This is a genomic window from Nocardioides sp. (genome assembly GCF_036374615.1).
Classification (GTDB): Bacteria; Actinomycetota; Actinomycetes; order Propionibacteriales; family Nocardioidaceae; genus Nocardioides.
This window is the reverse complement of record NZ_DASUTK010000105.1, coordinates 1-14,952: the sequence shown is the minus strand read 5'-3', so window position 1 is coordinate 14,952 and position 14,952 is coordinate 1. Positions and strand designations below refer to the sequence as shown.

General features: G+C 70.9%; 15 protein-coding genes and 3 tRNA genes. 16 read left to right on the top strand and 2 right to left on the bottom strand.

What is annotated here, in order from left to right:
- The first annotated feature begins 129 nt into the window (after positions 1 to 129).
- The 13 genes from VFZ39_RS08575 (at position 130) to VFZ39_RS08515 (ending at position 11,491) form a co-directional block, all read left to right on the top strand.
- Complete coding sequence (locus tag VFZ39_RS08575) at positions 130 to 2,505, top strand: FdhF/YdeP family oxidoreductase (protein ID WP_330865316.1); 2,376 nt, start codon at positions 130 to 132, stop codon at positions 2,503 to 2,505.
- Between the two features lie 19 nt (positions 2,506 to 2,524).
- Entirely contained in the window at positions 2,525 to 3,520 is a 996-nt protein-coding gene (locus VFZ39_RS08570; protein ID WP_330865315.1) for a pirin family protein, read from the top strand.
- A 280-nt stretch (positions 3,521 to 3,800) separates the two neighbouring features.
- Entirely contained in the window at positions 3,801 to 4,400 is a 600-nt protein-coding gene (locus VFZ39_RS08565) for a DNA-3-methyladenine glycosylase I (protein WP_330865314.1), read from the top strand.
- Positions 4,397 to 5,797, top strand: a complete 1,401-nt coding sequence (locus VFZ39_RS08560; RefSeq protein WP_330865313.1) for an amidase — start codon at positions 4,397 to 4,399, stop codon at positions 5,795 to 5,797. Before VFZ39_RS08565 ends, VFZ39_RS08560 begins: the two co-directional genes overlap by 4 nt.
- Positions 5,798 to 5,869: 72 nt before the next feature.
- Positions 5,870 to 5,942 (top strand) — tRNA-Thr (locus VFZ39_RS08555).
- A 48-nt stretch (positions 5,943 to 5,990) separates the two neighbouring features.
- A tRNA-Met gene (locus VFZ39_RS08550) sits at positions 5,991 to 6,064 on the top strand.
- A gap of 36 nt (positions 6,065 to 6,100) precedes the next feature.
- Positions 6,101 to 6,271: a 50S ribosomal protein L33 gene (rpmG, locus tag VFZ39_RS08545; protein ID WP_330865312.1), complete on the top strand. Its 171-nt coding sequence runs from the start codon at positions 6,101 to 6,103 to the stop codon at positions 6,269 to 6,271.
- Between the two features lie 119 nt (positions 6,272 to 6,390).
- Positions 6,391 to 6,792 carry an FAS1-like dehydratase domain-containing protein gene (locus VFZ39_RS08540; RefSeq protein ID WP_330865311.1) on the top strand — a complete coding sequence of 134 codons (402 nt, stop codon included), beginning with the start codon at positions 6,391 to 6,393 and terminating at the stop codon, positions 6,790 to 6,792.
- Positions 6,789 to 7,178, top strand: a complete 390-nt coding sequence (locus tag VFZ39_RS08535) for a MaoC/PaaZ C-terminal domain-containing protein (protein WP_330865310.1) — start codon at positions 6,789 to 6,791, stop codon at positions 7,176 to 7,178. Before VFZ39_RS08540 ends, VFZ39_RS08535 begins: the two co-directional genes overlap by 4 nt.
- Complete coding sequence (locus VFZ39_RS08530; protein ID WP_330865309.1) at positions 7,171 to 8,205, top strand: UDP-N-acetylmuramate dehydrogenase; 1,035 nt, start codon at positions 7,171 to 7,173, stop codon at positions 8,203 to 8,205. Before VFZ39_RS08535 ends, VFZ39_RS08530 begins: the two co-directional genes overlap by 8 nt.
- Positions 8,206 to 8,296: 91 nt before the next feature.
- Positions 8,297 to 8,980, top strand: coding sequence for a hypothetical protein (locus tag VFZ39_RS08525; protein ID WP_330865308.1), 684 nt, complete (start codon positions 8,297 to 8,299; stop codon positions 8,978 to 8,980).
- Between the two features lie 53 nt (positions 8,981 to 9,033).
- On the top strand, positions 9,034 to 10,755 hold the full coding sequence (locus VFZ39_RS08520) for an MFS transporter (RefSeq protein WP_330865307.1): 1,722 nt from the start codon (positions 9,034 to 9,036) through the stop codon (positions 10,753 to 10,755).
- Positions 10,756 to 10,777: 22 nt separating this feature from the next.
- Positions 10,778 to 11,491, top strand: coding sequence for a DUF2652 domain-containing protein (locus tag VFZ39_RS08515; protein WP_330865306.1), 714 nt, complete (start codon positions 10,778 to 10,780; stop codon positions 11,489 to 11,491).
- Here VFZ39_RS08515 and VFZ39_RS08510 read toward each other — a convergent pair.
- Both VFZ39_RS08510 and VFZ39_RS08505 read right to left on the bottom strand, forming a co-directional pair.
- A complete protein-coding gene (locus tag VFZ39_RS08510) occupies positions 11,485 to 12,549 on the bottom strand; it encodes an adenosine deaminase (protein WP_330865305.1) in 1,065 nt (354 codons plus the stop codon). The genes VFZ39_RS08515 and VFZ39_RS08510 overlap by 7 nt on opposite strands.
- 25 nt (positions 12,550 to 12,574) lie before the next feature.
- A complete protein-coding gene (locus tag VFZ39_RS08505) occupies positions 12,575 to 13,870 on the bottom strand; it encodes an aminotransferase (RefSeq protein WP_330865304.1) in 1,296 nt (431 codons plus the stop codon).
- A gap of 120 nt (positions 13,871 to 13,990) precedes the next feature.
- Here VFZ39_RS08505 and VFZ39_RS08500 point away from each other — a divergent pair.
- The 3 genes from VFZ39_RS08500 to VFZ39_RS08490 form a co-directional block, all read left to right on the top strand.
- Positions 13,991 to 14,063, top strand: a tRNA-Trp gene (locus VFZ39_RS08500).
- Between the two features lie 66 nt (positions 14,064 to 14,129).
- A complete protein-coding gene (gene secE / locus VFZ39_RS08495; protein WP_330865303.1) occupies positions 14,130 to 14,366 on the top strand; it encodes a preprotein translocase subunit SecE in 237 nt (78 codons plus the stop codon).
- Positions 14,367 to 14,419: 53 nt separating this feature from the next.
- On the top strand, positions 14,420 to 14,952 hold a 533-nt coding region (locus VFZ39_RS08490), incomplete at its 3' end, for a transcription termination/antitermination NusG family protein (protein WP_330865302.1).

The window sequence follows — 14,952 nt, the reverse complement described above, 5'->3', positions numbered from 1 at the left end:
AGTGGTGTGTAGTCCCCGACGCTTTGGTCGCACCGCCGTCGAGACCACTGCCAGAGCGTCGGGGACTACCCCGTTCAGGTGGAGCCGAGCCTCCGCGTCAATTCAAGACGACCGGGTACTGCACAGGACATGGGCCGCACTGCGCGTGAGCACGAGATCAACGAGGCGGATGTCGCCGTCGAGCAGCCGAAGCGCTCGGCGGCGGGGGTCGAGGCCGTCGTCGTCGCCCTCAGCCGCGCGGTCAAGGCAATGGGGGCGCTGCGAGCCGGCCGGGCCCTGCGAAAGCTGAACCAGACCGACGGCTTCGACTGCCAGGGCTGCGCCTGGCCCGACCCTGCACCCGGCCACCGCCACCCCGCGGAGTTCTGCGAGAACGGCGTCAAGGCTGTGGCCGACGAGGCCACCCGCGACCTGCTCGACCGTGACTTCTTCGCGACGCACCCGGTCGCCGACCTCGCGGAGCACACCGACTACTGGCTCAACAAGCAGGGGAGGATCACCGAGCCGTACGTGCTGCGCGAGGGATCGGACCACTACGAGCCCATCGACTGGGACGACGCCATCGCGATGATGGCCGCCCACCTGCGGTCGGTCCGACCGGACCAGGCGATCTTCTACACCTCGGGCAAGATCTCCAACGAGGCCGCCTACCTCTACCAGCTGTTTGCCCGGGCGTACGGCACGAACAACCTGCCCGACTGCTCCAACATGTGCCACGAGTCGTCCAGCACCGCCCTGAGCGAGACCATCGGCATCGGCACCGGGTCGGTGAGCCTGGAGGACGTCCATCGGGCGGACCTGATCCTGATCCTCGGGCAGAACCCGGGCTCGAACCACCCGCGGATGCTCTCCGCGCTGGAGGAGGCCAAGGGCAACGGCGCCCGGATCATCGCGGTCAACCCGCTGCGCGAGACCGGTCTGGTGCGGTTCCGCAACCCGCAACGGCCCCGCGGTGTGGTCGGGCGTGGGACCGAGCTCGCTGACCTCTACCTCCAGATCCGCACCAACGGCGACCTCGCACTGGTGCAGGCCCTCGGCTCCCTGCTCCTGCAGTGGGACGCCCTCGACCGCGACTTCATCGACCAGCACACCGTCGGGTTCGAGGCGTACGCCGCAGGGTTGGCCGACCTCGACTGGGAGCAGGTCCGCGCCGCCACTGGTCTCGAGCGCGGCGAGATCGAGGATGCCGCCCGGATGCTGGCTGGGTCCACAGCCACCGTGACGTGCTGGGCGATGGGCATCACCCAGCACCGCAATGCGGTCGCCACGATCAAGGAGCTCGTGAACCTCGCGCTGCTCCAGGGCAACATCGGCAAGCCCGGCGCCGGTCTCTGCCCGGTGCGAGGCCACTCGAACGTCCAGGGCGACCGGACGATGGGGATCTGGGAGCGGGCGCCGGAGCACTTCCTCGACGCGCTGCGCGATGAGTTCGGCTTCGAGCCCCCGCGCGAGCACGGGTACGACACCGTCGCGGCGATCAAGGCGCTCCGGGACGGCGACGCCCAGGTCTTCATGGGACTGGGCGGGAACTTCGTGTCGGTGACGCCGGACACCTCGATCACCGAGGCCGCGCTGCGACGAGCGGCGCTGACCGTCCAGGTCTCGACCAAGCTGAACCGGTCCCACGTCGTCCACGGCCGGGAGGCCCTCATCCTGCCGGCGCTCGGCCGCAGTGAGCGCGACCTCACCGGCGGCCAGAAGCAGCGGATCACCGTCGAGGACTCGATGTCGGCCGTGCACGCCTCCCACGGACCCCTGCCGCCCGCCTCGAAGAAGCTGCGGTCCGAGGTCGACATCGTCTGCTCGCTGGCCGAGGCGACGTTGCCGGCCGAGCTCGGCATACCGTGGGCCGACTTCCGCTCGGACTACTCACAGATCAGGCGGTCGATCGCCCGCGTGGTGCCCGGCTGCGCGGCGTACGACGAGAAGGTCGACCAGCCGGGCGGCTTCGTGCTGCCGCACCCTCCGCGCGACAGTCGGACGTTCCCGACCGACGTCGGGCGGGCCGTCTTCACGGTGAGCCCGCTCGAGGTCCTGCACGTGCCCGAGGGCCGGCTGCTGCTGCAGTCCATCCGCTCCCACGACCAGTTCAACTCCACGATCTACGGCTTGAGCGACCGGTACCGCGGCATCGAGAACGGCCGCCGCGTGGTGTTCGTGCACCCTGACGACATCGTCGCCCTCGGCCTCGCGGAGGGTGACCTCGTCGACATCGTCAGCGAGTGGCGGGACGGGTCGGAGCGCCACGTGCCGACCTTCCGGATCGTCGGATACGACCAACCCCGGGGCTGCGCCGCGGCGTACTACCCCGAGACCAACCCGCTGGTGCCACTCGAGCACACCGCCGAAGGCAGCAACCAGCCGGCGTTCAAGTCGGTGATCGTGCGGCTCGAGAGGTCCAGCGGGGGCCTCCGCGACCTCCACCCGAGCGACGCGAACCGGTTGCTTCCGCCCGGGCGTGGAGACGAGTCCAAGCGCGACGTTCAGCCCTACCAGCTCTCGTGACCACTGGCACACTGGTGGTGTGACCAACCCCGAGCGCGACCCGGCGGAGCTGCGCCTCGGCCCGGGCGGTGGCGGACCTCGGCTCGAGGTGCTGACGCCGCGCGAGGTGCCGCTGGGTGGGCTGCGGGCGATGACGGTGCGCCGGACCCTGCCGCAGCGGCAGCGCTCCCTGATCGGCGCCTGGTGCTTCGTGGACCACTACGGCCCCGACCTGGTCACCGAGACCGGCGGGATGCAGGTCTCGCCCCACCCACACACGGGGCTGCAGACCGTGAGCTGGCTCTTCAGCGGCGAGATCGACCACCGCGACAGCGCCGGCCACCACGCCCCGGTCCGGCCCGGCGAGGTGAACCTGATGACCGCCGGCCGCGGCATCAGCCACTCCGAGGTGTCGACGTCCGCGACCCGACTGCTCCACGGCGTCCAGCTCTGGGTGGCACTGCCGGAGGGGTCCCGTCACACGGACCCGGGGTTCGAGCACTACGTGCCGCCGCGGGTTCGGGGACCGGGGTGGCGAGCGCGGGTCTTCCTGGGGTCAGCGCTCGGCGACACCTCGCCGGTGACGACCTTCACCCCGCTGCTGGGGGTCGAGCTCGTGCTGGAGACCGGCGGCTCGGTCATGGTTCCGGTCGACCCGGCGTACGAGCACGGCGTGCTCGTGGACTCCGGTGTCCTGACCGTCGAGCATCTCGACGCCAAGCCCTCCGAGCTCGTGTACGCCGCTCCAGGACCGACGTCGCTGACGCTGACCGCCCACGACGAACCGGTCCGGATGCTGCTGCTGGGCGGGCGCCCGTTCGGCGAGCCGATCGTCATGTGGTGGAACTTCGTCGGCCGTACCCATGACGAGATCGTGCGTTATCGCGCCGAGTGGCAGGCCCAGATCACGCGCGACGGCGCGGTCCTGCGCAACAGCCGCGATGTGGCGCCCGGCCGGTTCGGCATCGTGGACGACCCGCTGCCCCCGATCCCGGCACCGGCGATGCCGAACGCCCGGCTCAAGGAGCGTCGTTGAGTGGTCGGGTCCCCGTTGCCGTTTGGGCACAAACGGCGAGGACACGCCGTGGGGAGCCGTCGTTTCTGCCCAATCGACGCCGTCCATCCTGCCCGAGGGCAGCGGTCGAGTCGGTTGGCGGTCGGCGTCGCCGTTTGTGTCCAAACGGCGACGACACGCCGCGCCGAGGTGCCGTTTCCGCCCAATCCACGGCCGCAGCGGCGGATCAGGTGGGCAGGGCGGCTGGCCACAGGACCGCGACAACCACACGCGACGCCATCCCCATGACAGGCCTCGCATCATGAGCGGACCGGTCGTCGGTGACGACGGCGTGGCCCGCTGCCCGTGGGGTGCCGGCAGCGAGGTCTACCGCGCCTACCACGACGACGAGTGGGGCCGGCCGATCAGTGGGGAGTCGGCGTACCTCGAACGACTGACGCTGGAGGCCTTCCAGTCGGGCCTCTCCTGGTTGACGATCCTCAACAAGCGCGAGAGCTTCCGCCGTGCGTTCGCGGGGTTCGACGCCGAGGCGGTGGCCGCCTACGACGACACCGATCGGGAGCGGCTGATGGCCGACGCCGGCATCGTCCGGAACCGCCTGAAGATCGATGCCGCCATCACCAATGCCGCCGCCACCGTACGGCTGCGCGAGAGCGGCGGCCTCGAGGAGTTCGTCCAACGTTTCCGCCCGGAGCAGCACGCTGCGCCGGTCACGATCGACGACGTCCCAGCGACATCGCCGGAGTCGACGGCGCTGTCCAAGGCGCTGAAGAAGCAGGGGTTCGTGTTCGTCGGGCCGACCACGATGTACGCGCTGATGCAGGCGATCGGGGTCGTGGACGACCATCTCGTGGGTTGCCACAGGCGGGGAAGTGACCGGTCGGTAACCTCGGGCCCATGACGCACGTCCACGCCTTCGGTGACGACGCCCTGGCCCACCACGACGCTGTCGGTCTGGTCGACGCGCTCCACGCACGGCAGGTCACGACCACCGAGGTGGTCGAGGCCGCGATCGCCCGCACCGAGGCGGTCAACGACCGGCTCAACGCCGTGGCGTACGCCGACTTCGACGGTGCCCTCGAGCGTGCCGCCGACCCGCGGGGCGGGTACTTCGCCGGCGTCCCGTCGTTCCTGAAGGACAACGTCGACGTCGCGGGGATGCCGACCCAGCAGGGGACCGACGCCTGGGAGCCGGCGCCGCGCCAGGTCGACGGGGACTTCGCCCGGATGTACCTCGACACCGGCCTGGTGTGCCTCGGCAAGACGCAGCTGTCCGAGTTCGGGTTCAGCGCCGCGGCCGAGCACGCCCGGATCGGCCCGGTCCGTTCCCCGTGGTCGCTGGAGCACACCGCCGGCGCCTCCTCCTCGGGGTCCGCGGCACTGGTCGCCGCCGGCGCTGTGCCAATCGCGCACGCGAACGACGGCGGTGGCTCGATCCGGATCCCGGCGTCGGTCAACGGCCTGGTCGGCCTCAAGCCGTCGCGTGGCCGGCTGCCCCAGGACGCGCTGATGCGGCAGATGCCGGTCCGGATCATCGCCGACGGCGTCGTGACCCGCAGCGTCCGCGACACTGCCGCGTTCTTCCGGGAAGCGGAGCGGATCTACCGCAACCTGCGACTGCCTCCGGTCGGCGACGTCACCCGCCCTGGTCGGCCCCGGCTCCGGGTCGCGGTCGTCACCGAGGGAATCGGCCGCGACGCGACCCCGGAGGTCGAGGAGCTCACGCTGAAGACCGCGGCGCTGCTCGACGAGCTCGGCCACCAGGTGACGCCGATCGGCAACCCGCTCCCGGCGAGCCTCGCCGACGACTTCCTCCTCTACTGGTCGATGCTCGCTCTGGTTACGGTGCGCAGCGGCAAGCGCAGCTTCGGAGCGTCCTGGGACCCCAGCCGGCTCGACAACCTGACGCACGGCCTCGCGGCGCACTCGGCCCGCAACCTGCGTCGACTGCCCGGTGCGATCAAGCGGCTCCGGCGTACGACCCGGTTCTCGCGCGACTTCTTCGGTGACTACGACGTGCTGCTGACCCCGACCCTGGCGGCCGAGACGCCGCGGATCGGCCACCTCGACCCCAGCCAGGACTACGACACGATCATGGAGCGGCTGCTCGACTGGGTGGCCTTCACCCCGCTCCAGAACGCGACCGGCGACCCCGCGATCAGCCTGCCCCTCGCCACCACCGCCTCCGGACTCCCGCAGGGCATGATGCTGAGCGCCGGGATCGGCCGGGAGAGCACGCTCCTGGCGCTCGCCTACGAGCTCGAGGAGGCGGTTCCCTGGGCGCGGATCGACGCCTGACTCAGGCTGGTTCGGGGGCGCTCAGCGCGATTTCTCGAACGCTCGGAGCCCTGTGTATTGTTCTCCGACGTTGCCCCTTTAGCTCAGTCGGCAGAGCGTCTCCATGGTAAGGAGAAGGTCTACGGTTCGATTCCGTAAAGGGGCTCTGGGTTGGGGCTCCGCGGTCGACGGCGGCGGAACGTTCCGTCCCGGCGGCGGGGTAGCTCAGGTGGTTAGAGCACACGGCTCATAATCGTGGTGTCGCGGGTTCGAGTCCCGCCCCCGCTACAGACAGACAAGAGCAGGACAACCAAAGGACTTCCCGTGGCCAGCAAGAGCTCTGACGTTCGCCCCAAGATCACCCTGGCGTGCCAGGAGTGCAAGGAGCGCAACTACATCACCAAGAAGAACCGGCGCAACGACCCCGACCGCATCGAGCTGTCGAAGTTCTGCCCGCGCTGCCGCAAGCACACCAGCCACAAGGAGACCCGCTGACCGCGGTTCCCCCTCTGATCGACTGACCGACCCGCCCGGACCCCGGGCGGGTCGACGTCATTTCACGGTCGGTTGCGCCGCCTTCAGCCCACTCGCGCCGCGGCACTAGGTTGGTGGGCATGCCGATCGACCAGTCACTCGTCGGGCGCAGCTTCCCGCCGACCAAGCCCCACGAGGTCACCGAGGAGCACGTGCGGGCGTTCGCGCGTGCCAGCGGAGGCGAGTACGCCGGAGGGCCGGCCCCGGCGACCTACCCCATCGTCCTCGCGTTCGATGCCATGAACGCCTTCCTCGACGCCGAGCAGGTGGACCTGTTCCGGATCGTCCACGGCGAGCAGAAGTTCGCCTACCGCCGGCCGATCGTGCCCGGTGACGTGCTGACGGCCACGCTCAGCGTGGCGAGCCTGCGCCAGATCGGCGGCGCCGACATCATCGGCACGAGGAGCGACATCGTCGACGCCGATGGTGAGGTCGTGTGCACGACCTCGGCCACCCTCGTCCACTCGGGCGGTGCCGCATGAACCCCGGCGACACGCTCGAGCCGCGCGAGTACGCCGTCACGCGCGCGGACCTGGTGGCCTACGCGGACGCCAGCGGCGACCACAACCCGATCCACCAGGACGACGAGGTCGCGAAGTCCGTGGGCCTGCCGGGCGTGATCGCCCACGGGATGTACACGATGGCATTGGCAGCCCGCGCCGTGTCGGACTGGACCGGCGCGGCCCACGTGGTCGAGCTCGGCTGCAAGTTCACCAACCCGGTCGTCGTGCCCGCCGAGGGAACGATCCTGGTCCGGGTCGCTGGAACCGTGAAGTCGGTCGAGGACGGCCTCGCCACGCTGGCCCTCGAGGTCACCTGTGAGGGGACCAAGGTGCTCGGGATGCCCAAGGCCGTCGTTCGTGCCTGAGCTGTTCCGGGACCACACCACGCTGCGGCTGGGCGGTCCGGCCCGGTCGTGGGTGAGGGCGACGTCGGAGGCTGAGCTCGTCGGCGCCGTGTCGGCGGCTGACGACGCGGGCGAGCCGGTGCTCGTGCTCGGCGGTGGCAGCAACCTCGTTGTCGCCGACGCCGGCTTCGACGGCACCGTGGTCGAGGTCGCCACATCCGGGATCACCGCCGACAGCGACGACCCCGACGACCTCGCCTGTCTGGGCGCCGTGACGGTGAAGGTCGCCGCGGGCGAGAGCTGGGACGAGCTCGTCGCCCATGCCGTCCGGCAGGGCTGGGTCGGCGTCGAGGCACTCGCCGGCATCCCCGGTCTGGTCGGCGCGGTCCCGATCCAGAACGTCGGCGCCTACGGCCAGGAGGTGTCGCAGACCATCGCCCAGGTGCGCACGTGGGACAGGGGTGAGTGCGCGCTGCGCACGTTCAGCACCACCGAGTGCGGCTTCGGCTACCGCACCAGCCGGTTCAAGCAGGAGCCGTCCCGCTACGTCGTCCTCGACGTCACCTTCCTGTTCAGGCAGGGGACTCTCGGCGCGCCGGTCGAGTACGCCGAGCTGGCCCGCGCGCTCGGCGTGGAGCTCGGCGACCGGGCACCGATGGCCGACGTGCGCGAGGCCGTGCTGGGACTGCGTCGTGGCAAGGGGATGGTGCTCGACCCCGCCGATCACGACACCTGGAGCGCCGGTTCGTTCTTCACCAACCCGATCGTCGACCCCGACGCCGTCCCCGAAGGCGCACCGTCCTGGCCGCTGCCGGACGGCCGGGTGAAGACCAGCGCCGCGTGGCTGATCGAGCGCGCCGGGTTCGGCAAGGGGTACGGCGACGGCCGGGTCCGGCTGTCGACGAAGCACACCCTCGCGGTCACCAACCGGGGCGAGGCGACCACGGCGGAGCTGCTCGAGCTCGCGCGCGAGCTCCGCGACGGCGTCCGGGACCGGTTCGGGATCGGGCTGGTCAACGAGCCGGTCCTGGTCGGCTGCCGGCTCTGAGTCGGCCGCGGGGGAGTTGTGCCCCAGGCGGAACCGGAGCCGGCGCAGCGGTGTCTCCACACCAGACACGTTCGCGTCGGAGGAGGCGGTCATGCACCGGTTGCGCAGCTCACTCGTCCTCGTCGTCCTGGTGGTGGCACTGACGCCCCTCGGCCGCGCCGAAGCGGGCGGACCCACCAGTGTCCTGCTGACGGTTCCCGGGGATGGCGCGACGGCCTCCCTCTACTACACCGATCCCCAGTACGAGGCCCTCGCCCGCGTCGTCGGCATGGAAGCGGACGACGGGGTCGGCAAGGTCGACCGGTCTGGTCTGGATCACGCGAAAGGCCCCGGCATCAGGGTGACCTGGCTGATCCACGACGTGACACCGTGGCGGGTCGACCACATCTACCTCGAGGGTGAGGGTGCGCCGTGGATCTCGACCCAGACCACGAACGGGGGCGGCAGCATCTGGGACGCTCCGGTCGTGTGGCACCGGCCGGACTCCCCGGCCGGACTCGCGGCGTTGCTCGACGACCTCGGGCTGGCCGAGGCGTCGCTCACGGCCGGTCCCTTCACGGGAGTCCCCGGCGCCGACGCGCCGCCTCCCGCCGGGCAGGCCCAGAACGCTGCCTCCGGCACAGCCACGGCGTCGGGCCTCGCGGGGGGCAGCGACCGGGCCGTGTGGTGGGGCCTCGCCGGCCTGCTCGTCGGCGCCTTGGCCACATGGCTCCTGATGGGCGTCCCACGCCCTGGGCGGGAACGCGCCGTGTTCGCGTCGGCGCGTCGTCCGTGACTCGGGGCTTGCATCCTATGAGCGGGGACTGAAGGCGAGTAGATTCCCCGCCCATGGGGGATGCCGGGGGGAGGGGGGCCCGGCTCCGTGACGCAGCTGCAGCGTTCACCAGCAACGCGTGCAACGCCGACCTACGCCGCGCACAGCTCAGCTTCCTCGGTGCCTGGACCGCCGAGTGGGCGTTCACCGTCGCACTCGGGATCGTCGCCTACCGCGACGGCGGCGCGGCCGCCGTCGGCCTGGTCGGGCTGCTCCGCATGGTGCCTGCCGCCCTGCTCGCGCCGCTGCTCTCGCCGATCGCCGACCGCGGCCGGCGGGAGCGGGTCCTGATCCTGGTCTCGACGGCGCGCGGGATCGCCACCGCGGCTGCGGCCGTCGCGGCCGCCGTGTCCGGCCCACCGGCCGTCGTCTACGCCCTGGCCGTGCTCTCGACGATCGCCGCCACCCTGTTCCGGCCGGCACACTCCGCCCTGCTCCCGTCGCTGTGCCACTCGGGCCACGAGCTGGCGAGCGCCAACGTCGTGCGCGGGCTGCTGGACTCCGCCGCCACGCTGGTCGGCCCGTTGCTGGCGGCCGTGCTGCTCTCGTTCACCGGCGTCTCCGTCGTGTTCGGGGTCGCCGCGGGCTCGTCCCTCTGGGCGGCTGCGCTGCTCCTACGTCTGGACTACGACGCACCTCCGAGGCCGGCGGCCCCCCAGCGTCCACAGCTCGTCAAGGAGGCCGCCGACGGCCTGCGCGCCGTCGCCCGGAGCCGCGACCTCTCCCTGATCCTCGGCCTCGCCGCGGCGCAGTCCCTCACCCGCGGCGCCTTGACGGTGCTGTCCGTCGTCGTGGCGATCGAGCTGCTCGACACCGGCGAGTCGGGCGTCGGCACCCTGATGACGGCGGTCGGAGTCGGCGCGGTGCTCGGGTCGCTCGCGGCGTCCCTGCTGGTGGGGACCAGCCGGCTCGGGTCGTGGTTCGCCGTCGGCGTCGCGCTGTGGGGCCTGCCCCTGACGCTGGTGGGCCTGGTGCCGCACGAGCTCGCGGCACTCCTCATGCTGGCGTTCATCGGCGTGGGCAACGCCCTGATCGACGTCGCCGGCTTCACGCTGCTGGGACGGCTGGCCCCCGACGAGGTGCTGGCCCGCGTGTTCGGTGTGCTCGAAAGCCTGGTCGCGGTGTTCATCGGGATCGGTGCGGTCGTCGCCTCGGCGGTGATCGAGGTCTGGGGCACGCGCGCCGCGTTGATCGCCATCGGACTGCTGTGCCCGGTTCTCGCCGTCCTGTCGTGGCCGCGGCTGCGGGTGCTCGACCAGGCGGTCGGCGTGCGTGACCACGATGTCGCACTGCTCCAGCGGGTGCCGATGCTGCGCGCCCTGCCACTGCCCTCCATCGAGCAGCTCGCCCGCGGCCTGGAGCCGGTCGCGGTCGCCGCCGGGCAGGTCGTGTTCAGCCAGGGTGACGTGGGCGACCGGTACTACGTGATCGAGTCCGGTCGCGCGGACGTCGTGGGCGACGGCCAGGTGGTGGCCACGCTCGGCCCGGGTGAGGGCTTCGGCGAGATCGCCCTGCTCCGCCGAACCCGCCGGACCGCCACCGTCGTGGCACGCGAGGACCTCCGGTTGCAGGGGCTTCGCACCGACCGGTTCCTTCCCGTCGTCCTCGGCTACATCCCCAGCGCTCGGGAGGCGGCGACGGTCGTCGACGTCATGCTGGACCGCTACTCACCGCTGGACGCCTCCGCGGAGCCGATCGTGGACCCGGCGCCAGACCCGATGGAGGAGCCGTCGTGAGCATCATGTGGGATCGTGGCGCATGACATCAGCCCGTGCCCTGCTCCTCATCGCGGACATGGGCGGCTACACCGAGTACATGCGCACGCACCGGATGAGCCTCGCCCACGCCGAGGTGAACACCGCGAGGCTGCTCGAGAAGGTGATCGACGCCGCCCCGGGGTTCGACCTCGTGGAGATCGAGGGCGACGCCGCCTTCTTGTCCCGTGGGGCCGATGGCCTTCCTCCGGAGGCGGCGGTCAAGGAGGTGCTCCGCGCGGCCTCGGCCATGCACCACGCCTTCCACGTCGAGCGGCAGTACGTCGCCAAGAACCTGTGCCCGTGCGCCGGGTGCAAGGAGGCTGCGGCTCTGAAGCTCAAGTTCGTCGCCCACGTCGGCGAGGTCGCCACCCAGACCATCCGACACCGTCGGAAGCTGGTCGGGATCGACGTCATCCTCTTGCACCGGCTGTTGAAGAACTCGGTCGAGATCCCCGAGTACGTGCTGCTCTCCGAGGAGCTCTACGCAGACGGGGAGGGCGTGGTCTCGACCCCCGTGCACGAGATCGCGCCTGAGCTCGAGGGGGTGGGTCCGGTCCGCGCGTTCTACGTCGACGTGGGGGACCTGGAGTGGTCCCGTCCGCCGTTGCCGGCCCCGTCGTGGCGAGGGCGGCTGGGGCGCACGTTCGCGGCCGCGGGCCTCGGGATGCCCTACATGCTCGGACTACGACGCCGGCGCGAGGCGTCTGCTCAGTAAGGGGCCGGCGCGGCCAGCCAGGCGTCGATGTCGGCGTACGCGCGGTCGCGCAGCTCGACCGGCGCTCGTGACGCGCGGAACGACATCCGGGCCAGGTCGGCGAGCTGCTCGTCCGTGAGCTCGTGGGCGGCGCGCATGGTGGCGTACTGCGCGGCGAGCCGGGAGCCGAACAGCAGCGGGTCGTCGGCGCCGAGGGCGACGGTGGCACCGGCCTCGAGCAGCTGAGGAAGCGGCACCGAGGTCAGGTCCGAGTACACGCCGAGCGCCACGTTGGAGACCGGGCACACCTCGAGGGCGATGCCCCGGTCGACGACCTCCTCGAGCAAGGCAGGGTCCTCCACCGAGCGCACGCCGTGACCGAGCCGACCGGGCCGCAGGGCCTCCAGGCAGCTGCGCACGTGGTCGGGGCCACGGAGCTCCCCGCCGTGCGGGACCAGCAACAGGCCGGCCCGCTCCGCGATCTTGAACGCCGGCGCAAACTCCGCCGTCACGCCGCGGCGCTCGTCGTTGGACAGCCCGAAGCCCACCACCCCGCGACCGGCGTACTGCGACGCCAGCCGGGCCAGGGTGCGCGCATCGAGGGGGTGTCGGGTGCGGTTGGCGGCGATCACCACCGCCATCCCGAGCCCCGTCTCGCTGGAGGCGGTCGCGACCGCGTCGAGGACCAGGTCGGTGAACGCCGTGATCCCACCGAACCGCGCTGCGTAGCCGGAGGGATCGACCTGGATCTCCAGCCAACGGCCCCCGTCCCTCACGTCGTCCTCGGCGGCCTCTCGCACGAGTCGCCGGACGTCGTCCTCGGTGCGCAGCACGCTGCGCGCGACGTCGTACAGGCGCTGGAACCGGAACCAGCCCTTCTCGTCGGCCGCCGACAGCTCCGGGGGCCAGTCGGTGACCAGTGACTCCGGCAGGTGGATGCCGTCCCGCGCGGCGAGCTCGAGCAGCGTCTCGTGTCGCATCGAGCCGGTGAAGTGTAGATGCAGGTGAGCTTTGGGCAGGGCAGCAAGCTGCCCTCGCCCAGCGCTCACCTGCTTTCCCTCGCGCTGCGCGCTCGTCATGGTTGCGAGGTCGATCCCGCGCTGATCAGGACGCTGCCACCAGATGCTCTGCCGCCGCGAGGAGGACACAGGTGGCGACGGCCTCCATCGCGGCCCGGACCTCGGGCAGCTCGGGGAAGGTCGGGGCCAACCGGATGTTGGTGTCGTCCGGGTCGTGGCCACCGGGGAACGCCGCACCGGCGGGGGTGAGCGCCACCCCGGCGTCCTTCGCGAGGCCGATGACCCGGGCAGCGGTGCCGGGCAGCACGTCGAGGCTGACGAAGTAGCCGCCGCTGGGTCGGGTCCATCGGGCGACGCCGAGCCCGCCGAGCCGGTCGGAGAGCACCTCCTCGACCACGGCGAACTTGGGCGCGATCAGCCCCCGGTGCTTCCGCATGTGGTCGCGGACGCCTTGGGGGCTTCCGAAGAACTGGACGTGGCGCAGCTGGTTGACCTTGTCGGGCCCGATCGCGCCCTTGCCGAGGTGGCCGGTGTACCAGGCGACGGTCTCGGTCGATCCGGCCAGGAACGCGACGCCCGCACCGGCGTAGGTGATCTTCGAGGTGGACGCGAACATGATCGCCCGGTGCGGGTGCCCGGAGGCCGCCGCCAAGGTGAGGATGTCGGCGCTCTTGGCCTCCTCCTCCGTCAGGTGGTGGAACGCGTAGGCGTTGTCCCACAGGATCTTGAAGTCGGGTGCCGCGGTCTCCATCGACGCCAGTCGCGCTGCGATCTCCTGCGAGACGATCGAGCCAGTGGGGTTGGAGTACGTCGGGACGACCCACATCCCCTTGATGCTCGGGTCCTTTGCCACCAGGTCGGCCACCGCGTCCGCGTCGGGGCCATCCTCGTTCATCGGAACGGTCACCGTGTCGATCCCGAACCAGCTCAGGAGGGTGAAGTGCCGGTCGTAGCCGGGGACGGGGCAGATGAAGGTGACCCGCTCCTCCTGCGACCACGGCCGCTCGCTGTCGACGCCGCCCTTGAGCCACAGGTCGGTGATCACCTCGCGCATCAGCACCAGGCTCGAGTTGCCCCCCGCGACCACCTGCTCGGGCTCGACCCAGAGCAGGTCCGCGAACATCTCCCGGATCTGCCTGATCCCGGCGAGCCCGCCGTAGTTGCGGACGTCGACGCCGTCGTCGTCGCGGGTTCCGTCGGGGAGGGTCAGCAGCCGGTCGGAGAGGTCGAGCTGTGCCGTCGACGGCTTGCCGCGGGTCAGGTCGAGCTTCAAGCCCTGGTCGCGCAGGCCGTCGTACGCCGCCTGCTGCTCGTCTCGGAACCGGGCGAGCTCCTCGGTGCTGAGGTCGGCGAGTGGCTGGGCTGTGGTCGGCTCGGGCACGCGCCCATGGTCCCATCTCCGCCGGTTCGACTCCGACTCGGATGCACGGGTAGAGTTCCGATTCGGTGATTCCCCCGAATACTTCGGCCTGCCCTTAAACAGGCAAGGTGGGAGCGCCGTAGGGCACTAGCTCAACTGGCAGAGCATCGGTCTCCAAAACCGAAGGTTGGGGGTTCAAGTCCCTCGTGCCCTGCAAGGACTTGAGGGTCACAGCAAGACTGGTCGTGGACCAGCAGACGCAAGATGGAAGGACGGCGACATGACCGACAGCCGTGAGGCACGCAGCGAGGCGACCTCGTCGCGCACGAGCCTGCCCACGTTCTACCGGCAGGTCGTCGCCGAGCTGCGCAAGGTCGTCTGGCCGACCCAGGAGCAGCTGGTCACCTACTTCATCGTGACGCTGGTCTTCGTGGCCTTCTTCATGGCCCTGATCTCCGCGCTCGACCTGGGCTTCGGCCGGCTCGTCTTCGAGATCTTCACCACCGGCGACGCGTGAGCGCCGAAGGGACGACAGCGCCAGTGACCGAGAACAGCCCAGCAGAACCAACCGTGACGGAGCAGCAGGTGTCGGAGCAGTACGACGAGAACCCGCCGATCGAGGTCGAGCCGGCCGCCGAGGAGCCGGCCGTCGAGCAGGCCCCCGAGGTGCAGGTGGCCGAGGAGCAGGTCGCCGACGGCGACTCGGTCGCCGCTGAGGAGGTGCCCGCTGACGAGGCTCCCGCTGAGGAGGCTCCCGCCGACGAGGCGTCGACTGATGAGGCTCCGGCTGATGAGGCTCCGGCTGACGAGACTCCCGCTGACGAGACTCCCGCTGACGAGACTCCCGCTGAGGATGCTGCCACTGAGGACGCTCCGGCCGACCCGCTCGAGGCGTTCCGCCAGGAGCTGTGGGCCAAGCCGGGTGACTGGTTCGTCATCCACACCTACTCCGGCATGGAGAAGCGGGTGAAGTCGAACCTCGAGAACCGGATCAACTCCCTCAACATGGAGGACTACATCCACGAGGTCGTGGTCCCCACCGAGGACGTTCCCGAGATCAAGAACGGCCAGCGCAAGATGGTGAACCGCACCCGGTTCGCCGG